The sequence below is a fragment of the Rhodococcus koreensis genome, assembly GCF_900105905.1.
GTDB lineage: Bacteria > Actinomycetota > Actinomycetes > Mycobacteriales > Mycobacteriaceae > Rhodococcus_F > Rhodococcus_F koreensis.
Map to the genome: position 1 here is coordinate 1655003 of NZ_FNSV01000005.1, position 23331 is coordinate 1678333.

General features: G+C 69.4%; 22 protein-coding genes. 8 read left to right on the forward strand and 14 right to left on the reverse strand.

The window, feature by feature from the left end; genetic code table 11:
* The first annotated feature begins 17 nt into the window (after nucleotides 1–17).
* The gene (locus tag BLV94_RS12465; protein WP_072937667.1) at nucleotides 18–803 is read left to right on the forward strand and encodes an alpha/beta fold hydrolase; all 786 of its coding nucleotides are present in this window, start codon (nucleotides 18–20) and stop codon (nucleotides 801–803) included.
* A complete protein-coding gene (locus tag BLV94_RS12470; RefSeq protein ID WP_072937666.1) occupies nucleotides 803–1111 on the forward strand; it encodes an MGMT family protein in 309 nt (102 codons plus the stop codon). The genes BLV94_RS12465 and BLV94_RS12470 overlap by 1 nt, the downstream gene beginning before the upstream one ends.
* Before the next feature lie 14 nt (nucleotides 1112–1125).
* Here the strand turns inward: BLV94_RS12470 and BLV94_RS12475 are convergent, their stop codons facing one another.
* Nucleotides 1126–2391 (reverse strand): lipase family protein, encoded by a 1266-nt coding sequence (locus BLV94_RS12475; protein ID WP_072937665.1) that lies wholly within the window; start codon nucleotides 2389–2391, stop codon nucleotides 1126–1128.
* A gap of 140 nt (nucleotides 2392–2531) precedes the next feature.
* A complete protein-coding gene (gene yczR / locus BLV94_RS12480) occupies nucleotides 2532–3977 on the reverse strand; it encodes a MocR-like transcription factor YczR (RefSeq protein ID WP_072937664.1) in 1446 nt (481 codons plus the stop codon).
* A gap of 61 nt (nucleotides 3978–4038) precedes the next feature.
* Here yczR and BLV94_RS51545 point away from each other — a divergent pair, with 61 nt between their 5' ends.
* Together BLV94_RS51545 and BLV94_RS12485 are read left to right on the forward strand one after the other, a co-directional pair.
* Nucleotides 4039–4164 carry a hypothetical protein gene (locus BLV94_RS51545; RefSeq protein ID WP_255314956.1) on the forward strand — a complete coding sequence of 42 codons (126 nt, stop codon included), beginning with the start codon at nucleotides 4039–4041 and terminating at the stop codon, nucleotides 4162–4164.
* A gap of 22 nt (nucleotides 4165–4186) precedes the next feature.
* Nucleotides 4187–5935, forward strand: coding sequence for an NTP transferase domain-containing protein (locus tag BLV94_RS12485; protein ID WP_072937663.1), 1749 nt, complete (start codon nucleotides 4187–4189; stop codon nucleotides 5933–5935).
* Nucleotides 5936–5944: 9 nt separating this feature from the next.
* On the opposite strand, the gene BLV94_RS12490 is transcribed toward BLV94_RS12485, so the two are convergent.
* From BLV94_RS12490 to BLV94_RS12515, 6 genes are all read right to left on the reverse strand, one after another.
* Nucleotides 5945–6649 (reverse strand): sirohydrochlorin chelatase, encoded by a 705-nt coding sequence (locus BLV94_RS12490; protein ID WP_072937662.1) that lies wholly within the window; start codon nucleotides 6647–6649, stop codon nucleotides 5945–5947.
* Nucleotides 6646–7803 (reverse strand): uroporphyrinogen-III synthase, encoded by a 1158-nt coding sequence (locus tag BLV94_RS12495; RefSeq protein WP_072937661.1) that lies wholly within the window; start codon nucleotides 7801–7803, stop codon nucleotides 6646–6648. Before BLV94_RS12495 ends, BLV94_RS12490 begins: the two co-directional genes overlap by 4 nt.
* Nucleotides 7800–8201, reverse strand: coding sequence for a nitrite reductase small subunit NirD (gene nirD / locus BLV94_RS12500; RefSeq protein ID WP_043825757.1), 402 nt, complete (start codon nucleotides 8199–8201; stop codon nucleotides 7800–7802). The genes BLV94_RS12495 and nirD overlap by 4 nt, the downstream gene beginning before the upstream one ends.
* Before the next feature lie 81 nt (nucleotides 8202–8282).
* Complete coding sequence (gene nirB, locus BLV94_RS12505; protein ID WP_072937660.1) at nucleotides 8283–10793, reverse strand: nitrite reductase large subunit NirB; 2511 nt, start codon at nucleotides 10791–10793, stop codon at nucleotides 8283–8285.
* Nucleotides 10794–10845: 52 nt separating this feature from the next.
* Nucleotides 10846–12258 (reverse strand): MFS transporter, encoded by a 1413-nt coding sequence (locus tag BLV94_RS12510; protein ID WP_072937659.1) that lies wholly within the window; start codon nucleotides 12256–12258, stop codon nucleotides 10846–10848.
* A gap of 131 nt (nucleotides 12259–12389) precedes the next feature.
* Nucleotides 12390–13640, reverse strand: a complete 1251-nt coding sequence (locus BLV94_RS12515) for a CynX/NimT family MFS transporter (protein WP_072937658.1) — start codon at nucleotides 13638–13640, stop codon at nucleotides 12390–12392.
* 11 nt (nucleotides 13641–13651) lie between these two features.
* Between BLV94_RS12515 and BLV94_RS12520 the strand changes: the two genes are divergently transcribed.
* The gene (locus tag BLV94_RS12520; RefSeq protein ID WP_072937657.1) at nucleotides 13652–14320 is read left to right on the forward strand and encodes a FadR/GntR family transcriptional regulator; all 669 of its coding nucleotides are present in this window, start codon (nucleotides 13652–13654) and stop codon (nucleotides 14318–14320) included.
* Here BLV94_RS12520 and BLV94_RS12525 read toward each other — a convergent pair.
* The 3 genes from BLV94_RS12525 to BLV94_RS12535 all read right to left on the reverse strand — a co-directional run bounded on the left by BLV94_RS12525 (nucleotide 14317) and on the right by BLV94_RS12535 (nucleotide 17726).
* Complete coding sequence (locus tag BLV94_RS12525) at nucleotides 14317–15171, reverse strand: TIGR02569 family protein (RefSeq protein WP_072937656.1); 855 nt, start codon at nucleotides 15169–15171, stop codon at nucleotides 14317–14319. The two genes, BLV94_RS12520 and BLV94_RS12525, sit on opposite strands and share 4 nt — an antisense overlap.
* Before the next feature lie 98 nt (nucleotides 15172–15269).
* Nucleotides 15270–16454 (reverse strand): adenylyltransferase/sulfurtransferase MoeZ, encoded by a 1185-nt coding sequence (gene moeZ, locus BLV94_RS12530; protein ID WP_072937655.1) that lies wholly within the window; start codon nucleotides 16452–16454, stop codon nucleotides 15270–15272.
* Nucleotides 16455–16589: 135 nt separating this feature from the next.
* Nucleotides 16590–17726, reverse strand: coding sequence for a DUF3152 domain-containing protein (locus BLV94_RS12535; protein WP_083395562.1), 1137 nt, complete (start codon nucleotides 17724–17726; stop codon nucleotides 16590–16592).
* 224 nt (nucleotides 17727–17950) lie between these two features.
* On the opposite strand from BLV94_RS12535, the gene fasR reads away from it, so the two are divergent.
* Entirely contained in the window at nucleotides 17951–18622 is a 672-nt protein-coding gene (gene fasR, locus BLV94_RS12540) for an HTH-type transcriptional activator FasR (RefSeq protein WP_015890120.1), read from the forward strand.
* 84 nt (nucleotides 18623–18706) lie between these two features.
* Here the strand turns inward: fasR and BLV94_RS12545 are convergent, their stop codons facing one another.
* Complete coding sequence (locus tag BLV94_RS12545) at nucleotides 18707–18937, reverse strand: DUF3107 domain-containing protein (RefSeq protein WP_015890119.1); 231 nt, start codon at nucleotides 18935–18937, stop codon at nucleotides 18707–18709.
* A 118-nt stretch (nucleotides 18938–19055) separates the two neighbouring features.
* Nucleotides 19056–19736 carry a ferritin-like fold-containing protein gene (locus tag BLV94_RS12550; RefSeq protein WP_015890118.1) on the reverse strand — a complete coding sequence of 227 codons (681 nt, stop codon included), beginning with the start codon at nucleotides 19734–19736 and terminating at the stop codon, nucleotides 19056–19058.
* A 322-nt stretch (nucleotides 19737–20058) separates the two neighbouring features.
* Here BLV94_RS12550 and BLV94_RS12555 point away from each other — a divergent pair, with 322 nt between their 5' ends.
* Complete coding sequence (locus BLV94_RS12555) at nucleotides 20059–21687, forward strand: DEAD/DEAH box helicase (RefSeq protein ID WP_072937654.1); 1629 nt, start codon at nucleotides 20059–20061, stop codon at nucleotides 21685–21687.
* A gap of 9 nt (nucleotides 21688–21696) precedes the next feature.
* The gene (locus tag BLV94_RS12560) at nucleotides 21697–22908 is read left to right on the forward strand and encodes an Rv3212 family protein (protein WP_072937653.1); all 1212 of its coding nucleotides are present in this window, start codon (nucleotides 21697–21699) and stop codon (nucleotides 22906–22908) included.
* A gap of 9 nt (nucleotides 22909–22917) precedes the next feature.
* Here BLV94_RS12560 and BLV94_RS12565 read toward each other — a convergent pair whose 3' ends face one another.
* Nucleotides 22918–23331, reverse strand: coding sequence for a VOC family protein (locus BLV94_RS12565; protein WP_072937652.1), 414 nt, complete (start codon nucleotides 23329–23331; stop codon nucleotides 22918–22920).

A 23331-nucleotide genomic window follows, 5' to 3' on the forward strand; every position in this document is an offset into this window, starting at 1 on the left:
CGGCCCGATCCGGCATCATGGGTCACGTGTCAGCACTGAATACGTACCTGTTCGGCGCCGAGGACGGCACGGAGATCCTCGCCCTGCACGGACTCACCGGCCACGGCAGACGGTGGGAGGCGCTGGCCACCGACCAGCTGCCCGACGCCCGGTGGATCTCCCCCGACCTGCTCGGGCACGGCCGCTCGACGTGGTCGCCGCCGTGGAACCTCGAGGCCCACGTCGCGAGCCTCGTCGACACCCTCGACGCGCACGCCCGGGGACCGGTCCTGGTGGTGGGCCACTCGTTCGGTTGCGCCCTGGCGCTGCACCTGGCACGCGCGGTCCCCGACCGGATCCGCGGCCTCGTGCTGCTCGACCCGGCGATCGGGCTCGACCCCGCGCAGATGCAGTCGGTGGCCGATCTCACCATCTCCTCCCCCGACTACACCGACGTCGAGGAGGCCCGGTCCGACAAGCTGCACGGCTCGTGGGGCGAGGTGGCCCGCGACGTCCTCGAGGACGAGATCGCCGAACACCTGGTGCCCCTCGAGAACGGCCGGGTCAACTGGCGACTGTCCACCCCCGCCGTCGTCACGGCGTGGGGCGAACTGGCCCGCGAGGCGGTCCTGCCGCCCGCGCATCTGCCGACCGTGCTCGTGCAGGCGTCGAAGGTGCAGCCGCCGTACGTCACACCCGCGTTCCGCAAGGCCCTCGTCGACCACCTGGGCGGCAACCTCACCGCCGTCGACCTCGACTGCGATCACATGGTGCCGCAGGCCCGGCCCGACGAGGTGGCCGAGCTCATCCGCACACTTCTCTGATGGTCGCGACGACGGAGGAACAGGTCGAGGCGGTGCGCGCGCTGGTCGCGTCGATTCCGCCCGGCCGGGTGGCCACCTACGGCGACATCGCCGCGGCGGCCGGGCTGTCCAGTGCGCGGACGGTGGGCTGGATCATGCGCACCGACTCCGCCGACCTCCCCTGGCACCGCGTGCTGGGCGCCTCGGGGCGGCCGGCGCCGCACCTCGCGCACAAGCAGATCGCGAAGCTCGAACTCGAGGGCGTGCCCATCCGGGACGGCCGCGTGGATCTCGCGGCGGCGCGGTACCGGTTCGATCCGCCCGGCTGACGGTTCCACCCGCCTCAGCAGGTGCTCGGCGCGGGGTCGCCGCGGAACCGGGCGTCCATCCAGTCCAGCCCCTGGGGCAGTCCCAGCGCCGCCGCCGACAGATGGTCGGGTGTCGGCGTGAGCAGCGTCTGCACCGGGGTGCCCGCGTCGCAGTACCGCCGCAGGGTGGTGTCGATCGAATCGACAGGGATCAGCGCGTCCGTCGGACTGTGCCATTCGAAGATCGGTACGGTGGGCACGCCCGGGTACAGCTCCAGGCTGTTCTCCTCCATCACCTTCCACGCTTCCGGGTCGTCCATGAAGTTCTGGTTGTCGGTCATTTCCGAAGCGCTGTGCCCGATTCCGAACAGCATGATCTCGTTCGTGCATCCGTTGCCGATCATCTGCTTCATCCGGCGGCCCTCGTCGTTGAGTTGGCCGCTGACGTCGACGCGATCCGGGTATTCGCGTTCGAGACCCAGTGCGGCGGCCATCGCGAGACCGAACGCGGGGTGCGGATTGGTGCCCAGCGCCTCCGCCATCTTCACCAGGTTCATCGGGGTTCCACCCTCGGCGGCGCCGACGAGGTTCAGTTCGGGGGCGTAGCTCGGCGCCAGCGCCGCCGCCCATGCCGTCGCCATGCCGCCACCGGAGTACCCGCCCAGTCCGACCTTGCTGTTCTGTACCTGCAGTTCGGGGACCCGCTGGACGGCACGGATGCCGTCGAGCGTGATCTGGCCGCCGAGTTTGGCTGCGCCGTACGCCATCCGCGGTCCCAGATGGTCGGGCAGCGCCACCGCCCACCCGCGCGCGAGAGCGATGTTGAGGCCTGCCGCCTCCCGGATCTGGTGCAGGGGGTCGGTGGTGTACAGCTCGGTGACGATCTTGCACTTGTTGCCCAGTGAATTGATGATGTGCTGGTACGACACCAGCGGGCCGTCCGGGACGTGGTTCGGGGGCAGCACATACGTGGTGTTCGCCGCGATCGGTCTGCCCTCGGAGTCGGTGGTCCGGAACAGCAACTCCCACATCGCACTACCGGGGAAGTAGTACGACGGCGGCAGCTGGCGGATCTTCAGCACGTCACCCGGGGCGTGGTCGGCGATGTCCGTGGGCTGGATGTAGAAGGGGTCCGGGTCGGCGACCGGGAAGATCACGTCGGCAGCGGGCGGGGTCGGCAAGGGCGGCAACGGCACCAGCGGTTGTGCCGCGGAAATTCCTGCGCCGACGAGGGCGGCAGTCAGGGCGAGGACCGGGTCGACTACGGCGGTGCCGAAGGATCTGCGGAACAACGAGCCCATGACATACCCCACATTTCAGCGACGGGTCGACGGCATCACTATGCCAGAGCGTCGATAAAGATCCGCCCCTTTCCCGGTACCGAACAGGTCTCTGACCGATACTTCGATTTACAGATACTTTTCCGTGACACACCCGCGCGTCACACGACGAGCGTCGGCGTCACGGACATCGAGGCGTCGGCGGACACGACCAGCGTGGCAAGGACATTCACGGCGGCGGTCAGTTCGGACACCGGCCGTGTGAACGGCATCCGCTGATGGTCGTCGAACAGATGGCCGGTGCCGAACCGCGGCCCCGGCGCCAGCAGCAGCCCCCGCGACCGCGCGGCCGCGACGAGGTCCGTCGAACTCGTATCGGCAGGCAGCCTGCACCACAGGGACAGTCCCCCGGCGGGCAGCACGTAACTCCACCCGGGCAACCGCTCGTCGACCGCCGCCGCGAGCGCGTCCCGCTGCACCCGGAGGTCGCGGCGGCGCTGCGCGACCAGTCGATCGTGCCAGGCGAACAGGCGCACGGCCGCAAGCTGATCCAGCACGGAGACCGACAGCTGCCTGCGGGCCATGATCTTGGCCAGCTGCGCGGTGCGGGCAGCCTCCGCACGCACCCAGCCGATGCGGATACCTCCCCACACGGTCTTGCTGAGGCTGCCGATCGCCACCGTCGCCGATTCCGGGACCGGGACACCGAACGGCTCCAGGTCGTCCGGACCGTCCAGCACGATGTCCGCCGCCACTTCGTCCACGACAGTCACCACTCCGTGGCGGGCGAGGGTCGCGGCCAGCCGCCGTCTGCCCTCCGGAGTTGCCCTGGCTCCCGAGGGATTGGAGAAGTCCGGCATCACGTACGCCACCGTGGGGGCACTCTGCCGGGCGGCCCGGTCCGCGTCGGCGACGAACGCGTCCGGGTCGGTCGCGTCGATCGGCACCGGAACGGGTCTGCCGCCGGCCGCCTGCACGGATTCGACCGCGCCGGGGTAGGTCGGGTGCTCGATCAGGACACGGTCGCCCGCCTCGACCAGTGCCTCGAACACCACCTCGGTGGCGTCACCCGCGCCCCCGGTGACGAGGATCTGGTCCGCGATGGTCGGGCGACCGCGGCGCGTGTAGCGGTCTGCTATCGCCGCCCGGAGTGTGGTCAGTCCGCCGGGGTGGTAGCCGTGCTGGGGCATGAAGCGGGGCAACTCGTCGACGGCGTCGAGGTACGCCTCCTTGAGTTCAGGAGCGGCCGCCGGTGCGGCGTTGACGAGGTCGATCACGCCGTCGACCGGCGCCCCGACCATGGTTCCCCAGGCGGGCGGACCCGACGGCATCGCCACGAATGTCCCCGATCCGTGCCGCGCCGACGCCCAACCGGCCTCTCGCAGTTCGCGATAGGCGGCGCTGACGGTCACCCGGCTGAGCCGGAGTTCCTCCGCGAGGGCCCGTTCGGCGGGCAGCCGGACTCCGACGGCCATGGACCCGTCGGCGACCCTCTCGCGCAGGGCGTCGGCGAGCCCGCGGTACAGGGGCTGCCCGCCGGCGGGCGCCGCACCGAGCAGCACCGCCAACTCGGCCGCGGAGACGGTTCGGACCGGTTCGCTACTCATACAGGCCACTTTTCCACAGAGGACTGGAAATCGCGGTCCACTTCCGGCCGACAATCGATTCATGTTGGTAATTGGAATCCTCTCGGCCCTCAGTCTGGCGTCGGTGGCCTGGCTCTGCGTCAGCACGGCGCAGGGCGGACGGTCCGGGCCGGCAGGCCCTCCGCGCAGCCACCTGCACAGCGACTGAGGGAGTGCGGCAGCATGAGGGAATGAACTCTGCCGCGCCCGTTCACGCGATAGTCCTCGCCGGTGGACGAGCCACTCGGATGGGCGGCGTCGACAAACCGGCCGTAGTGGTCGGCGGACGCCGGATGCTAGACACCGCCCTCGACGCCGTCGACGACTGTGAGCGCATCGTCGTCGTGGGACCTCGCCGCGCCGACCTCGATTCGACGGTGCTCCAGACGCAGGAGACGCCGCCGGGCGCAGGCCCGGTCGCGGGGGTGGCCGCCGGGCTGGCCGTGCTCGACGCCGACCCGGCCGACCGGGTGATCCTGCTCGCGTCGGACCTGCCGTTCGCGGAACCGGCGATGGCCGAGGCCCTCGCCGCCGCCGTGCAGGACGCCGACACCGTGTTCGCGGTCGACGAGTCGGGCCGCCTGCAGTTCCTGTTGTCCGCGTGGCGCGTCGGCGCGCTCACCGACCGGCTCCGCGCGCTCGGCTCCGCCGTGAACCAGCCCATGAAGGCCCTCGTTCCGGAATCGTTCGGAACGGTGCTCTTCCGCGGCGTCACCGACTGCGACACACCGGAGGACGTCGAGCGGGCCCGGAGCACGTCCGCGGCGGCGCCGGTCACCATCGCCGAGGCCCGCACCGCGATCCTGGCCGCGGTCCCCCCACTGCCACCGCGCGCCGCGGCGCTCGGCACGTCGCTCGGCGCCACGCTCGCCGAGCCGCTGCTCGCCGCCGACGCCCTGCCGCGCATCGCGGTGTCCGCCATGGACGGGTACGCCGTCGCGGGCGACGGTCCGTGGGTGCTGCGCGACGCCATCCGGTACGCCGGCAGCGACGAGGAACTCGAACTGGCAGAGGGCGAGGCGGCGCGGATCGCGACCGGTGCACATCTGCCCAGCGGCGCCTCCACCGTCGTGCGGGACGAATTCGCCGTGACGACAGACACTTCCGAGGGGCCGCGACTGTCCCGCAGACACGGCGTTCCCGTGCGCGACGACGCGCGGCGTCGCGGTGAGGACTGGCACGAGGGGTACCGGCTCGCGGCGGAGGGAACGGCCGTCACGCCCGCGCTCGTCTCCGCGGCCGCGAGCGCGGAGGTGACCACCGCCGGGGTCCGCGGACCGGTCCGCGCGCACGTCGTGGTCACGGGCGACGAGATCCGGCGCGACGGCCCGCTGCGCCACGGGCAGACCCGGGATGCACTGGGACCCGTTCTCCCCCAGTTCCTCTCGTGGTGCGGCATCCACACGGTCGCCGACACGCACCTGCGGGACACGTCCGACAGCTTCGATGAGCTGTTCCGGGAAGTCCGCCGGCCCGACCTGATCGTGATCGTGGGGGCCACCGGCGGCGGCGCGGCCGACCAGCTGCGTGCGGCGCTCGACCGTGCGGACGCCCGGATCGTGGTGGGGAGGGTGCGGTGCCGCCCGGGCGGTTCGCAGGTGACCGCCCTGCTGCCCGACGGCCGGGTGGTCCTCGGGCTGCCCGGCAACCCGTACGCCGCGGTCGTGACACTGCTGACCACGGTTCCGTTCATCGCAGCCGCGCTCACCGGTCGCACCCCGGCACCGATTCAGCTGGGGCGCATCGCGAATGCGTCCGAGGTCAGCGGCGACGCCACCCGCATCCTGCCCGCCGTCCCGCAACCGGACGGCACGTGGCGCGTGGACCCCGGAATCCGGACGGCGCATCTCGCGGGCCTGATCGACCGCGAGGCGCTGGCGCTGGTCCCGGCGGGGGCCGCCGACGGTGATCTCGCCGAGCTGGTGCCCCTACCGCGCTGACCGGACGGTTCAGCGCTGGTACGACAGCGCGCGGACCGCGGCCGGGATTCCGCTGCGGTAGCGGTCCGCGACGAGATCGACGATCGCCGGATCGACGCCGAGCGGCTCGGCCACCCCGTCCGCACCGGCATCGGCGAGGCGGGCGTGGAACAGTCCGTGGGCCAGGAGGTACGACGCGACGAACACCCGCTTCTCGCCGCCGGCCCGCAATCCTTCGACCACGTCCGGGACGCGCGGCTGCGCGGTCGCGACGTAGCCGATCCGGACCCGCGACGCGACGAGTTCCGACAGCATCGCCGCGGCGCGCCGGACGTCGCGCAGCGCCCGCGGGTCGGACGAGCCTGCCGCGGCGAGCACGACCGCGTCGCCGGGCCGCCAGCCCGCGTCGACGAGACGCCGCAGCAGGACGTCCGCGAGAACGGGGTCCGGTCCCAGCGCCCGGGTCACGGCCACGGAGGGATGGCCGCTGTCGGCGACCTCCCGCGGAACGTCGGTGTGGACGTGGTAGCCCGACGCGAGGAACGCCGGCACCACGACGGCGGGCCCGGTGATGTCGCGGAGCACCTCGGCGGGTGACGGCCCGAGTACATCCACGAAGGACACCCGGGTCGGTCCGACCTGCTCGGCGACGGCGTCGGCGAGCGCGGCGATCATTTCCACGCCTCGGGGACTCCGCGTTCCGTGTGCCACCAGTACCAGTGCTGTCTCGTTCATTGCTGTCCCTCCTCACGTGAATCGGCGCAGTCGACGGGATCGAGCGCGAGGCGGTATCCGCGCTTGACCACCGTCTGGACTGCCTTCGGTGCGCCCAGGGACGCGCGCAGTCTGGCCACCGCCGTCTCCACGGCGTGGGTGTCGCCGCCGCCGCCGGGCAGTGCCGCGAGCAGTTCGTCCCGGGGGACGACCCGGCCGGGCCGGGCGCCGAGCGTGCGCATCAGCGACATCGCGGCGGGCGGCAGCTGGCGCACCTCGCCGTCGACGACGACGCATCCGCCGCGGATGCTCAACTCGTGTCCGGCGGTGTGGATCTTGTTCGCCCGCCGCGGCAGCTCGTCGGCGATGTGCCGGGCGAGCGCACCCAGTCGCGAGCGTGCCGGCATCGTCGTGGGGACCTCGAGTTCGCGGAGCGGTCCGGCGGTGACCGGTCCGACGCAGGCCGCGAGAACCCGGTGCCGGAACGAGTGCAGCACCATCTCGATCATTCCGGTCTCCTTGGCGCGGGTCAGCAGCGAGGCCACCGCCGGTGCGCTGGTGAAGCTGACCGCGTCGAGACCGCCGGAGGCGATCAGTTCGATCATCCGGTCCATCGGGGCCTGGTCCTCGAGCGGCGTCCACCGGTAGACGGGGACTGCGATCACGTCGGCGCCCGCGCAGCGCAGCACCTCGCAGAAGTCCGCGACCGGCTCCCATTCCGTGGTGGCGCCGTGCAACTGGACCGCGATGCGCTTGCCTTCGACGCCCTCGCCGAGCAGGTGATCGAGCACTTCGGCCGACGACTCCGACGCGGGCGACCACTCCTCCCGCAGGTCCGCCGCCCGGATCGCGCCCTTCGCCTTGGGTCCGCGGGCCAGCAGGCGGCTCGCGGCCAGGGCCCGGCCCAGCTCCTCCGCTTCACCCCAGCCGTCCGCCGCCTCCATCCAGCCGCGGAAACCGATCCCGGTGGTCGCGACGACGATCTCCGGCGGGTTGTCGATGATCTGGCGCGTGACCCGCTCGAGTTCCGTGTCGTCGGCCAACGGGATGATGCGGATGGCCGGAGCGTGCACCACGGTGGCACCGCGCCGCGTCAGCAGCGTGGCGAACTCTTCCGCACGCCGGGACGCCGTGATCCCGATCGTGAACCCGCACAGCGGCGCCGCGTCGTTCACGCGTGCGTGCTGTGGACCTGGACGACGCCGGCCCACACCCGCACGTCGTACACGGGCAGCCGCACCGACTCGTCGTCGAGGCAGCGACCGTCGACCAGCGAGAACACCTGCTTGAGCAGGGGCGACGCCACGGTGGGCTCTCCTGCCCGGTCACCCACGAGGCCGCGGGACATCACGGCCGCGCGCCCGAACGGGTCGATGTTGCCGACGGCGTGCAGGGACCCGTCCTCGAGAAGGAACAGTGCCACCTGCTCTCCGCCCCGCAGCAGCACCGCCACCCCGAGACCGGGGATCAGCTGGCTGAGCGGACACGCGGACGTCCATTCGAGACGGCCTGACTTGACGCTTTCGAACCTGGTTCCACTGGCACTGTGGACGTTCATGTCGACGACGGTCATCACAGTCCTCCTTCGGGCTGGTGTGTATCCGTGCTTGGATACATAGTTCGTGGTGGGTGTTTCCGCAGCGTTAAGCGGGGATTACTCCGATGTAGAAGCTGCGAATTTCGGCATTCCCATCAACACCGGGACCTTCCGGACACCCGTGTCGTCGAACGCGACGGTCGGATCGGCCTCGTCGGGCGCGTTGACGAACGAGACGAACCGCGACAGCTTCTCCGGGTCCTCGAGCACACCCGCCCACTCGTCCTTGTATCCCAGAACGTGCTTGGCCATGGCCGCCTCGAGATCGGCGGCGATGCCCAGGCTGTCCTCGCACACCACGGCCTTGAGGTGGTCGAGCCCGCCTTCGAGGGACTCGACCCACGGCGCGGTGCGCTGGAGCCGGTCCGCGGTGCGGATGTAGAACATCAGGTACCGGTCGATGTACCGGATCAGGGTCTCGTCGTCGAGCCCGCCTGCGAGCAGCTGGGCGTGCTTCGGGGACTGGCCACCGTTGCCGCCGACGTACAGGTTCCAGCCGTTCTCGGTGGCGATGACGCCGACGTCCTTGCCGCGCGCCTCGGCGCATTCACGGGCACAGCCCGACACACCGAACTTGATCTTGTGCGGGGACCGCAGGCCGCGATACCGGTTCTCCAGGTCGACCGCCATACCCACGGAGTCCTGCACGCCGTACCGGCACCAGGTGGATCCGACGCAGCTCTTCACGGTGCGCAGCGACTTGCCGTACGCCTGGCCCGACTCCATGCCGGCGTCGACGAGGCGCTTCCAGATCGCGGGCAGCTGCTCGACGCGGGCGCCGAACAGGTCGATGCGCTGACCGCCGGTGACCTTCGTGTAGAGGCCGAAGTCGCGGGCCACCTCGCCGATGACGATGAGCTGTTCGGGCGTGCATTCGCCGCCGGGCATCCGCGGCACCACCGAGTAGGTGCCGTTCTTCTGGATGTTGGCCAGGAAGTGGTCGTTCGTGTCCTGCAGTCCCGCCTGGTTGCGGTGCAGAATGTGGTCCGAGTCGGTGGACGCCAGGATCGACGCGACGACGGGCTTGCAGATGTCGCAGCCCGAGCCCGTTCCGTACTTCGAGATCAGCGCGGAGAACGTGCGCGTGTCGGTGGCCTGCACGATCTCGAACAGCTCGGCACGGGACTGCTCGAAGTGCTCGCACAGCGCCTTCGACATCACCACTCCGGACGACGCGAGCAGCTGCTTGATGGTCGGCAGGCAGCCACCGCACGTGGTGCCGGCGTTGGTGCAGCTCTTGACCTGCGCGATGTCGCAGGCGCCGTCGGCGATGGCCCCGCAGATCGCGCCCTTGGTGACACCGTTGCAGGAGCACACCTCGGCGTCGTCGGGCAGGGATCCGGCGCCGGGCTTCTCCCCCGCGGGCGAGATGAGCGAGGCCGGATCGCCGGGCAGTTCGCGGCCGACGAGGGGACGCAGCGACGCGTACGCGGAGGCGTCACCGACGAGGATGCCGCCGAGCAGCGTCTTCGCGTCGTCGGACACGACGAGCTTGGCGTAGGTGCCCTTGGCGGCGTCGCTGAGAACCACCTCCAGCGCGCCGGGGGTCTGAGCGTGGGCGTCGCCGAAGCTGGCGACGTCCACACCCATCAGCTTGAGCTTGGTGGACAGGTCGGCGCCGGGGAACTCCGCCGCCCCGCCGAGCAACCGGTCCGCGACGATCTCCGCGGTGGTGTACCCGGGAGCGACGAGGCCGTAGCACCTGCCCTCCACCGCGGCGCACTCGCCGACCGCGTAGATGTTCTCGTCCGACGTGCGGCACCCGAGGTCGGTGATGATCCCACCGCGCTCACCGACCTCGAGTCCCGCGTCGCGGGCCAGCTGGTCCTGCGGCCGCACACCCGCGGAGAACACCAGCAGCGCGGCCTCGATCACCGAGCCGTCGGACAGTTCGACGCTGATCCCGTCCGGGCCCTCGGTGATGCCTGCGGTGCCGACACCCGCGTGGACGGTGAGACCCAGGTCGGTGACGAGGTTGGCGAGCAGCGCGCCGCCGCCCTCGTCGACCTGCAGCGGCATCAGCCGGGGAGCGAACTCGACCACGTGCGGGGTCATGCCCATCAATTTGAGGGCGTTCGCGGCCTCGAGTCCGAGCAGACCACCGCCGACCACGACACCGACGGCGCCGGGCCCGGCCGCGTCGGCACGCTTCCGGATGCCGTCCAGGTCGGCGAGCGTGCGGTAGACGAAGCACTCCGGCCGGTCGTGGCCGGGGATCGGCGGCACGAACGGATACGAACCGGTGGCCATCACGAGAGCGTCGTACCCGACGACCTCACCCGAATCGGTGGTGACCTTGCGGGCCTCCCGATCGATGGTCGCGGCCCGGCGGCCGATCCGGAGGTCGACGAGCGCGTCGTCCGGGTAGTCGTTACCCGCGAGCGCAAGCTCCTTGGGGTCCCACGCCCCCACGTAGGAGGACAGTCCCACCCGGTCGTACGCGGGGAGGGGCTCCTCGCAGAGCACCGTCACCGACCAGTCGTCCGACTCGTCGCGTGCACGCAACGCCTCGACGAATCGATGTCCGACCATTCCGTGTCCGATGACCACTGCTGACTTGCGGCTCATGCCGTCGCTCCTTCTAGCTGAATTACTCGAGTTCATGCGGTACTGCGGGAGGTCACGCCGAGACCGACACCTTTTCGTCGTCGCCGTCGGTGACGGTGAGCGCACGAGTGACGGACGGGCGGCGCAGGAAGACGAACCAGGTGACGAGGATGCAGGCAAGGTAGAAGGCGAGGAACACCCAGAACGCCATGGTCGCCGACTTCGCGGTGCCGCCGTAGGACGCGCGGAGCACCAGGTTGATTCCGACGCCGCCGAGGCCGCCGATGGCGCCGGCGAAGCCGATGAGGGCCCCGGACATCGCCCGCGACCACGCCGCCTTGGCGTCGCGGCTCAGTCCTTCGAGCCCCTGCGCCTTGGCCTCGAAGATCGACGGGATCATCTTGTAGACCGAGCCGTTGCCGATGCCTGCCAGCAGGATCAGGGTGATGAAGCCGACCACGAACGCCACCAGCACTCCGGCCGTGGCCGCGCCGGGCGTGCCGTCGTCGACGGTGCCCGCGGTCACCAGCACCGCGGCGGCGAGCGCCATGGCGACGAAGGTGTACAGCGTGATCTTGCCGCCGCCGATGCGGTCGGCGAGCTTGCCGCCCATCGGCCGGGCGATGGAGCCGAGCAGCGGTCCGATGAAGGCGATCTGCGCGGCGTGCAGGGCGGCCGCCGCGGGGGTGGCGCCACCGGCGAGGAAGTTGATCTGCAGCACCTGGCCGAACGCGAAGCTGAATCCGATGAACGATCCGAACGTGCCGATGTAGAGGAAGCTGATGACCCACGAGTCGGAGAACTTCAGCGCCTTGGCCATCGCCCGGAGATCGGACTTCTGGTTGCCGAGGTTGTCCATGAACAGGGCCGCGCCGACCGCGGCGACGGCGATGAAGACCAGGTAGACGGCGCACACGATCCAGGGGTCCGTGTTGCCCACGGTGGCGATCACGAGCAGACCGACGACCTGGATCACCGGGACACCGATGTTGCCGCCGCCCGCGTTGAGACCGAGTGCCCAGCCCTTGAGCCGCTGTGGGTAGAACGCGTTGATGTTGGTCATCGACGACGCGAAGTTTCCACCGCCGACGCCGGCGAGTGCCGCGACGAGGATGAACGTCGTGTACGACGCCCCCGGGTTCATCATCAGGTAGAGGGTGAACAGTGTCGGGACGAACAGGACGAGGGCGCTGAAGACGGTCCAGTTGCGGCCACCGAAGCGGGCCGTCGCGACCGTGTACGGGATCCGCAGGATCGAGCCGACGAGAGTGGGGACGGCGACGAGGAAGAACTTGCCCGCCGCGTCGATCCCGTAGATGTCGGTCGGCATGAACAGCACCATGACGGACCAGATCGACCAGACGGAGAAGCCGACGTGCTCAGCGACTACCGACCAGATCAGGTTCCGCTTGGCGATGTCCTTGCCGCCCGCCTCCCAGGCGTCGACGTCTTCCGCGTCCCAGTGCTCGATGTAGTGCTTCTTCACCCGGGCCTCCTCGTTGTGTGGGAGACCCAAAGGTAGAAAACCGGTGTTGCGGCGGTGCTGCGGTCGGTGACCGCAACGTCAACTGATCCTCACTTTTCAACTGGGGCGATGTGAGGTTTCCTGCATGTTTCCTAGACGTGTCGAAGAGCGTTCTCAGGCTCCTTTTCGACGTGCCAGCTGTCCTCGAGCATGCGCGGCTTGCACGCCTGGAACGCCGCTATGAGGAGGATCACCACGCCGAACGTCAGGAATCCGAACGACACGGTCCATCCGCCGGAGGCGTCGTGGAACACCCCGAACAGCAGCGGTCCGAGGCACGCGACGGCGTAGCCCACACCCTGGGTGAAACCGGACAGCGTCGCCGAGCCGAGGTGGCTGCGCGTGCGCAGATTGATGAGCGTCAGCGACATGGGGAACGTGCTCGGCCCGAGCCCCAGCAGCACGATCCACAGGATCGGTGCGCTCATCGGAGCGAACAGCAGTCCACTGAAGGCCACCAGGTAGCAGACCGCGCATCCGATCACGATCGGGAACGGATTGCGCATGCGGGCGCACAGCGTGGGGGCGCCGAACGCGGCGACGAGACCCATGAACGAGAACAGTCCCACCATGGCACCGCCGAACGCTTCGCTCGCCCCGGCGTCGGACAGGATGTCGGGAATCCAGGTGAACATCGAGTACGTGATCATCGACGTCATTCCGAACATGCCGGCCATCCCCCAGCCGACGGGCGAACGCCAGGCCTTCCCGTGCGGGCGTTCGGCCTGCACACCCGCGGGCGGTTCCGCCGCGACGACCACGGTGCGACGTCGTTCGCGGGTGAGCAGGAGGATCCACGGGAGCGCCGCGGCGAAGCCGAGGAGCGCCCAGACCCCGATCGAGAACCGCCAGCCGAACGCCTCGGCGAGCGGGACGGCCACGAAGGCGGGCACGATGGTGCCGATCTGCACCCCGACGATGTACACCGAACTCATCACGGCCAACCGGTCGGAGAAGTAGCGCTTGACCAGCGGCGGAATCACCACGTTGCCGATTCCCATGCCGGCCAGCGCGAGGGCCGACAGCGCCAGCAACGACCAGGTGTCGCTCATCAGCGCTCTCGTGAGCATGCCGACTCCGGCCATCACCATCGCCACGAGCGCGGTCCGTTCCAGGCCCCACCGCTTGGCGATGAGCGGCGTTCCCAGGCCGAACAGCGCGAACATCGCCGTGGGTACCATCCCGAACACTCCGACCACCGTGGGCGAGAATCCGATGTCCTCCCGGATCTGCGAGGCCAGCGGGGTGAACGAGGTGACCGCGAGCCTCAGGACGAGAGCCGACATGGCGATCGCGCAGAAGACGAGGAGGCGGCCGCGTAGAAGAGTCACGAGAGAAATCATAGGATGACAGGATGACCTTTGGAAAACCCGTACGTCGCTCGAGTCTCATCTCACAGGTGACCGAGCAGCTACGCGACGAGATCTGCAGTGGCCGGTGGGCGGTGGGCGCGAAGATCCCCACCGAGACCGCGCTGTCCGAACTCACCGGAACGGGACGCAACACCGTCCGTGAGGCAGTGCAGGCCCTCGTCCACACCGGGCTGCTGGAACGGCGGCAGGGATCGGGCACGTACGTCGTCGCCACCTCGGATGTCGGCGGCACACTCGGCAAATACTTCGCAGGCGCGCACGAGCGCGACGTCACGGAACTGCGGCAGGCGCTCGACGTCACCGCCGCCGCGCTCGCCGCCCGGCGACGCACCCCGGACGACATCACACGACTGCAGAGCCTGCTCGACGAGCGGTTCCGATGCTGGGCCGAGTCCGACACCGAGGCCGCCGTCGCGGCCGACGTCACCCTGCACCGCGCGATCGTCGAGGCGAGCCACAACGCCGTGTACCTCGAGTTCTACGACTCGCTGCTGCCGTCGATCGCCCAGACCGTCGACCGGCACGTGCACGCGACGGGGGCGGGATTCCACGACGAGCACCGGCACCTGATCCAGGCGATCGTCGACGGCGACGAGACCGCGGCGACCACCGCCGCCCGCGACCTGTTCGCCGAGCTGCTCACCACCTAGAGCAGGAGGCGCACCACGTCGGCGGTACGGGCGAGTCCGGGGAACGCCTCCGCGGTCGACCGCGGGTGCAGCACGTGGACGGCGAGCCGGAACAGCACCGCCCGCAGCAGCATCTGCGGCCACTCGGGCAGGTCTTCCCACCGTCCGATGAGGGCCTCGTCGGCCCCGCCCCAGGAGATGGCGTCCACCACCGCCACGGCCGCCGCCCAGGACGCGGGGCGCCAGTACGGCGTGATGTCGGTGATCCCCGGCGCGAGCGCACCGGCGAACAGGACGGTGCCGAACAGGTCGCCGTGGACGAGCTGATCCGGACACGTGACGGGCTTGCGCAATGTCGCCAGCCCGGTGATCAGCTCGAGACTCTTGCGACCGTCCGGCGACGGGGTCTCGAGCTGTTCGGCGCCCTTCGCGCTGCGCAACGGGATCTTCTCCCAGGCCGCCCGGTCCGCCGCGACGAACACGTCGACCTCCGCCCACGGCGCGACCGGGGGCTGCACCAGGAACCGGGGACGGTCGAGTTGCGAGGTGGCGGCGTGCAGTCGCCCCGACATCGACACGACCTCGTCGTGACGCGGTTCGGGTGTGCCCTCGATGAACGTGTCGGCGCGCCACCCGGACACCACGTACCTGCCGTCGGTGGATCGCACGGGACGGGCGAGCCGCACGCCTTCCACCTCGAGCGTCTCGCGGACCTTGGCGGACCACGCGGCGCGCGCGTGGTCGGCGACGGCTGACAGGACTACGTCTCCACAGAGCCACCCGCCGTCCCAGTCCGCACCGAGTGGGATGGGCTCGACTTCCCGGAGGCCGAACGTGGAGCACACGTGCTGAGGGGGTTGGCCGGTGCTCACGTACTCAACGCTACCGCCGGGTGGGCCGGTGACAGCGCAAGGCGCGCTGGCCCGAAGACGTCAATCACGCCGCGACCGGGCCGGCAGACAGGCAGTGGTCAGTAGACGGGCAGGCTCGTGTCCACCTGCTTCGCCCACGCGATCACGCCGCCCTGCAGATGGGTGGCGTCGGAGAAGCCGGCCTTCTTCAGCGCTGCCAGCGCCTCCGCCGACCGGACGCCGGTCTTGCAGTGCAGCACGATCGGCTTGTTCTGCGGAAGCTCCGACAGCGCCTCCCCCGACAGGATGCGGTCCTTGGGGATCAGCACCGCACCGGGCAGGTGGACGATGTCCCATTCGACGGGCTCGCGCACGTCGACGAGTTCGATCTCCTTGCCGGAGTCGAGGAGGTCGCGCAGCTCCGTGGCCGTGATCGTCGAACCGGCCGCCGCGGCCTGCCCCTCGTCGGACACCACCCCGCAGAACGCGTCGTAATCGATCAGTTCGGTGACCGGAGTCCGCGCCGGATCCCGGCGCAACGCGATGGTGCGGTATGTCATGTCGAGCGCGTCGTAGACCATCAGCCGTCCGAGCAGCGATTCGCCGATGCCGGTGATCAGCTTGACCGCCTCGGTGGCCATGATCGAGCCGATCGACGCGCAGAGCACACCGAGCACGCCGCCCTCGGCGCAGGACGGCACCATGCCCGGCGGCGGCGCCTCCGGGTACAGGTCGCGGTAGTTGAGTCCGCGGCCGTTCGGCGCGTCCTCCCAGAATACGGACGCCTGGCCTTCGAAGCGGTAGATCGAGCCCCACACGTACGGCTTGTGCGCGAGGACGGCGGCGTCGTTGACGAGATACCGGGTGGCGAAGTTGTCGGTGCCGTCGAGGATCAGGTCGTACTGCTCGAACAGTTCGACGGCGTTGTCGGGCTCGAGCCGGAACTCGTGCAACCGGACGTCGACGTTGTCGTTGATCTCGCGGATCGAGTCGCGCGCGCTCTCGCCCTTCGGACGGCCCACGTCGGAGCGTCCGTGGATCACCTGGCGTTGCAGGTTCGACATGTCGACCTCGTCGAACTCGACGATGCCGAGGGTCCCGACCCCCGCGGCCGCGAGGTACAGCAGGGCCGGTGAGCCGAGGCCACCCGCCCCGATGACGAGGACCTTCGCGTTCTTCAGGCGCTTCTGGCCGGCCATGCCGACGTCGGGGATGATCAGGTGCCTGCTGTACCGCGCCACCTCGTCGCGGGAAAGTTCGGCGTCCGGTTCCACCAGCGGCGGCAGCGCCTCGGTGGTCTTCACAGAACGGTCAAGCGACACGGCCCACTCCTGACGATTGCGCGACGGCTTCCGATGTGTCGGACAGCATTGACTTCAACGCCCCGACAGGGTCCATTCTTCCCCTCCTGCCCGCAGTCGCGCGGGACCGGTCCAGACTCATGCCCGCGGGAAGGGCCAGGGATTGAAATGGCAGGTCAGCCCGTTCATCGGCACGATGCCCTCGGGGTCGAGCTGGGCGATGTCGTTGTTGGCCGTCCCGAACGTCTGCTGCATCATCACCGGCGCGAGGCCGCCTTCGGTCTCGCACGGCTGGTGGTCCTGGTAGCCGATGGCGTGCCCGACCTCGTGGTTGATCTGGTACTGCCGGTACGACCCGATGTCGCCCTGGAACGCGATGGCGCCGCGCACCCAGCGCGGCTCGTTGAGGACGACGCGGTCGATGCCCGGGTTGTAACAGGACACTTCCAACTGGATGTCGTAGCCACACGCCTCGCGAATGGTCATCTGCGACGTCAGCGACACCCGGAAGTCGGGATCCCCCTGGTCGACGCGGCGAAAGGCGAACCGCGGGTCCTTCGTCCAGCTCTTCGGATTCGACAGCGTCTGGTCGACCATCCGGCCGAACGACTCGTCGCCGCCGAATCCGGACGTGTCGACGCCGTCCTCGATCTCGACGCTGTACGTGAATTCACGTTCGGTGCCCTGCCCGACCTTGGCCCCGTTGCCGGGAACCACGTGCCAGGTGCCGGCGCCCACCGCCGTGAACGGACCACCCTCGGGCAACGCGCCCGAGGGAAGTTCGGCGGCGAAGTTTCCGTCGGCCTCCGGCGGGACCCCGATGACGCTGGAACCGTCGGTGTCGCGGGACAGAGTGCCGAATCCGGGGGAATCGGTCTCCGCCGTCGTCTCGCCGCCGCCGGTGTCCCGGACCGCGTCGACCACGACGAGCACGGTGACCACCAGGAGGATCGGGATCGCGTACGCCCGCCAACCGTAGGTGGAGACGAACCGGCCGATGCGGCTCTGCTTCCGGGCCTGCCGCTCGGGGCGCGGGTTGCGGGGACGGCCCACCTCGCGGCTCGTCGGGTCCCATTGCGCGCGGAGCGGTTGATGCGACTGCGACTGCGGTGCCGACTGCGAAGCGCGGGGACCGACGTCACGCTGGTCGATGCTTCGCGATCGTCGCTCCCCGTCCTCGGAGCTCTGGGGAGCCCGGCCGCGAACACGCGGTCCTCCTCGGTCAGTCACGCAGCCCAGAATCTCACAGTCCGGCACCGCCTCGTCCCAGTGCATCGTCCGCAGGTCATTCGGCGTGTCACGTGGATGCGGCCCGCAACGTCGCGGCTACCCGGGTCACCAGGTGCCCCGAACCCCTGCGGTATCCCAGTTACCGGACAGGCAATATCCTTGACCGGGCGAGTCCTGCGAGTCCACCATGAACGGTTCACTACGCGCGGGTATCGTTCACACAGTTACACAGAATGTGACGCGGAATACTTGTGCAGATTGGAAGCGCTATGACTGAACTCGCGGATCGGACGAACTCCGATCGCGATGCCAACACCGGAAAGGGCACCGGGGCCCGTCGCAGCACGCGACTCCCCCGCGACGCCCGGCGACTGCAGCTACTCGCCGCAGCCAGCGAGGTCTTCGTCACACGCGGATACCACGCTGCCGGTATGGACGAGATCGCCGAGTGCGCCGGTGTGAGCAAGCCCGTCCTCTACCAGCACTTCCCCGGCAAGCTCGAGCTGTACGTGGCCGTGCTGCAGAGCTATGTCGACAGCCTGATCTCGGGTGTCCGGCAGGCGCTGCGCTCGACCACCGACAACAAGCAGCGTGTCCGCGCCGCGGTGCAGGCGTTCTTCGACTTCGTCGACAACGACTCGCAGGGCTTCCGGCTCGTGTTCGAGTCCGACCTCATGGGTGAGCCGCAGGTGCAGAGCCGCGTCGAGCAGGCCACCGAGGCGTGCGTCGACGCCGTGTTCGACCTCGTCAGCCACGACTCCGGTCTCGACCCCTACCGGGCCCGCATCCTCGCCGTCGGCCTCGTCGGCGCCAGCCAGTTCACCGCGCGGTACTGGCTCGAGGCGGCGCGCCCGATCCCGAAGGAAGAAGCGGTCGACACGACGGTCACGCTCGCGTGGGGCGGTCTGTCCCGCGTACCGCTGCATCCCGAACAGCGCTGACACCGACGAGAAAGGGCCCGACAGTCGATTCGACTGCGGGCCCTTTCTCGTGTGTTCACGTGGTCGGAACGAATCCGACTGCGTTCACTTCGTCGGTGCGAATCCGACCTTGCGGATATCGGACGGGCCGATCTCCACGTAGGCGATCTTGCTGGACTGAATGAGGTACTTACGCCCCTTGTCGTCCTCCAGGGACAAGATCCCGTCGCCACCGGTGAGGGCGCCCGAGACCAATGTCTCGACCTCGTCCGGGGTCTGCTCGCTGCTGACGATGAGCTCACGCGGGCTGTCGATTACACCGATCTTGACCTCCACGGTCAACCTCCGAACTCTCCGAGAAACATCAGCTGTCCTGGCCAGGCTAATGCAGTGGCCGCCGCCGGTGCGCGTCTGTGGGCTGTGCCCTGAGCGAACACCGGCAAACCGGCGCCGCCTAGACCAGGCCCAGCACGGCCATGCGTTCGGCGTGCATCTCCTGCATGCGGTCGAACAGTGCGACGACGCCGTTGAGGTCGCCGGACGCGGAGATGACGAGTTCGGTCAGCGCCTCCCGCTGCGCCAGGACGAACTGCGCCTGGGTAATGGCCTCGCCGAGCAGTCGCCTGCCCCACAGCATGAGGCGGTCCTTGTCGCGGTTGCTGGCCTTGATCGCCTGCTGCACCTCGTGGACGACGAACTCGGAGTGGCCGGTCTGCGAGAGCACCTCCTCGACGGTGCGCGACACCTCGGCGGGCAGCGAGTGCCCGATCTCGCGGTAGAAGTCCGCGGCGATCCCGTCACCGACGTACGCCTTCACCAGCGCCTCGAGCCACGTCGAGGGGGTGGTGGACGCGTGGTAGTTGTCGAGGGCGCGGACGAACGGATCCATTGCCTCGAAGATGTCGAAGCCGCGCGCGGTCAGCGCCTTCTCGAGCATCTCGAAGTGGCCCATCTCGGCGGCCGCCATGCTCGCGAGCGCCACCTTGCCCTGCAGGGTCCGCGCCATCTGCGCGTCCTCGGACAGCCGGTAGAACGCGGAGATCTCGCCGTATGCGAGGACCGCGAAGAGTTCACCGACGCCGGGGTGATCAGCGGGAATCGTGGAATCAGTGGATGCAGGGGTGTTGGGCTCCATGGCGCCACAGCCTAATGCGTCGAGCAGTGATGTTTGCCATGCGTAACCAGTTGTGGAGCGTTCTCCGGCTACAATGATCGTGGGCAACCGCTCGTCACCACGTTCGTCTCCGCAGAGAACGCTGTTCGAGTGATGATCGATCACGATCCGATCGGCGGTTCCCACCGATAATGTGCGCGCACCTGATCGACGGTCCCAGCCGCGCCTCGCCGAAATCTTCGATTTCTGCGCTGAGGCAGAGGCAGGATCGACTCGGAAGAGGACATCGACGAGCGTCGACTGGGAAATCGGGCCGACCAGCGGCCTGGCCCTTACCTCGTGCGTGCGTGCAGCTACGAGGAAGGCCAGACCCCTGAGCAAGATCACTGTCGACCATGAAGACGACGCCACCGAGACCACGCTGTCGGCGCAACTCGACTCCACACACGTCGCCCCCACTTTCGCCGAACTCGGAGTGCGTGACGAGATCGTCCGCTCTCTCGACGAGATCGGCATCGAGCGCACGTTCGCCATCCAGGAGCTGACGCTCCCCCTCGCCCTCGCCGGCGACGACCTGATCGGTCAGGCCCGCACGGGCATGGGCAAGACATTCGGTTTCGGCGTCCCGCTGCTTCACCGCATCTCCTCCGGCACCACCGGGACGGCCGCGCTCGACGGCACTCCCCGCGCGCTGGTCATCGTCCCCACCCGCGAGCTGTGCATCCAGGTCACCAAGGACCTCGAGGGCGCCGCGAAGTACCTGAAGGGCGAGAAGAACAAGCCCCTCGAGGTCCTCGCCATCTACGGCGGCCGCCCGTACGAGACCCAGATCGCGACGCTCCAGAAGGGCGCCGACGTCGTCGTGGGCACCCCCGGCCGTCTGCTCGACCTCGCCAACCAGGGCCATCTGATCCTCGGCAAGGTGGAGGTGCTCGTTCTCGACGAGGCCGACGAAATGCTCGACCTCGGCTTCCTGCCCGACATCGAGCGCATCCTGAACATGGTGCCGGACAAGCGCCAGACGATGCTGTTCTCGGCGACCATGCCGGGCCCGATCATCACGCTCGCCCGCACGTTCCTCACCCAGCCGACGCACATCCGCGCCGAGCAGGCCGACGACTCGGCGGTCCACGACCGCACGAGCCAGCACATCTACCGGGCTCACGCGCTCGACAAGGCGGAGATGGTGGCCCGCGTGCTGCAGGCCGACGGCCGCGGCGCGACGATGATCTTCACCCGCACCAAGCGGACCGCGCAGAAGGTGTCCGACGAACTCGCCGAGCGCGGTTTCGCCGTCGGTTCCGTGCACGGCGACCTCAACCAGATTGCCCGCGAGAAGGCACTCAAGGCGTTCCGCTCGGGCAAGATCGACGTGCTCGTCGCGACGGACGTCGCGGCCCGCGGTATCGACATCGACGACGTCACGCACGTCATCAACTACCAGTGCCCGGAGGACGAGAAGACGTACGTCCACCGGATCGGCCGCACCGGCCGCGCGGGGCGTACCGGCATCGCCGTTACGCTCGTGGACTGGGACGACATCCCCCGCTGGCAGCTCATCGACAAGGCTCTCGGCCTCGGTATCCCGGATCCGGTCGAGACGTACTCGAGCTCCCCGCACCTGTACGAGGAACTGTCGATCCCGGCCGAGGCGACCGGCACGATCAAGCGCCCCCGGGTCGAGAAGGCTGCGCCCGCACAGAGCGAGAACACCGACACCGAGCGGCGCGAGAACACCGACACCGACAACGGTGAGAAGGCCGAGCGCACGGAGCGTCCGGCACGCACCCGCACCCGTCGCCGCACCCGTGGTGGCCGTCCCGCGGACTCGGTGGGCCCCAAGTCGCCGGAGCCGACCGCACCCGAATCGGCAGCTCCGAGCACGGACGCCGACGGCGAGAATTCCAAGCCCCGCCGCCGCCGTCGCCGCCGGACCACGAAGGTCGGCGCCGCCGCGACGAACGCGGAGTAACCAACCACCGTGCTCGCACCTGAGCGGCGCTCACGCGCCGATCTCGTCGTCGCCGCCGGAATCGCCGTCGCGGTCGTGGTCGCCCTCACCGTCGTGTGGTTCCGCAGCGATGCCCGGGGCACCACCTCGGTCACCGCCGCCGAGCCGCCGCCTGCGCTCGTCACGGCCCTGACGGTCCCGGAAACACTGAGCCCGATCTGGGACTCCGTCAGTTCCGCCACAGCGCCCCTCGTCGTCGGTGGTGCTGTCGTCACCGCCGAGGGCGGCGACGTCGTGGGCCGGGACCGGATGTCGGGCGCCGAGCTGTGGCGGTACGAGCGTGATCTCGACCTGTGCGGTGTGACGGCGTCGTGGGAGAAGGTGGTGGCCGTGTACCGCGACGACCGCGGATGCTCTCAGGTCACCGAACTCGACGGCGGCACCGGTGAGCGTCTGGCGCAGCGGAACAGCGACGCCGATCCCGCGGTGACGCTGACGGCCGACGGAACCTATGTCGCGTCCCGCGGCGACCGCCGTCTCGAACTGTGGCGCTCCGACCTCGTGCGCACCGTCGAGTACGGGCGGGTGGACGCGCCGGTGAACCCCAAGAAGCAACCCCGCAGCGGATGCACGCTGATCGACGCCGGTTCGAGCAGCAGCAGGCTGTCCGTGCTCGAGCGCTGCCCCGGCGAGGTGGCCGATCGTCTGACGGTCATGAACCCCTCGCCCAAGGACAATCAGGAACCCGAGGAGTACGGGTCGAGCGTCCTGGCGGGTGTCGACGCCGGCGTCGAGGGTGCGCGCATCCTCGGGGTGTCGGGCGAGACCACGGCCGTCTACCTGCCCGCGGGCAGGACGACCGGACCGCGGATCGGCCTGTTCGACGGCACCGGCAACGCCGTGTCCGAATACGCGCTCGCCCTGAAGATCGGACCTGATCCGGTCACGTCCGCGAGCAGTTCGGTGGTCACCTGGTGGACCGGTTCGGATGTCGTCTCGTTCGGCGCGTCCGATCTCGTTCCCCGCTGGACCTTCCCGGGCGCTCTCGGCCCCGGCGCCGTGATGGCCGGAAACCTGCTGGTTCCGGTGGAATCCGGGATCGCCGTGCTCGATCTGTCGAACGGCGCGTTGCTGCGCACGATCCCGGTCGCGCGGGACACCACGACCGGGCCGATCACCACGACGGTGGCCGGCGACGTCGTGCTCGAACAGCGCGGTGACGGTGTGGTGGCGCTGCGCTGAGGTCGCCGCTCAGGCGGGTTCGGCGAACACCACGAGGTAGCCGTCGAGATCGCGGAGCCAGATCTCGCGATGTCCCGCATTAGGATTGACGTGCACGTCCGTGACCACGTCGACTCCCGCCTCCCGCGCCCGCGCGACGGTGCCGTCGAAGTCGGTCGTCTCGAACCAGATCGCCACCCCGTTTCCGCGCGCGAGTGACGGATCGCCGAGGGGGCCGTGGTGGTGGCCTTCGTCGAGTCGGTGCAGTTGCAGGATCATGTGCCCGTCGACGAGGAGTTGCTCGTAGTCCTGCCCACCGTGACCGCTGCGTGCGTTCAGGACCTTCCGGTACCACTCGCCTGCCCGTTCGACGTCGTCGACGGCGAGGAGCGGCTGAGCCCGCATCGTCAGCGTGTTGTTGCGAGGTGTGTCCGAGACCGTCAT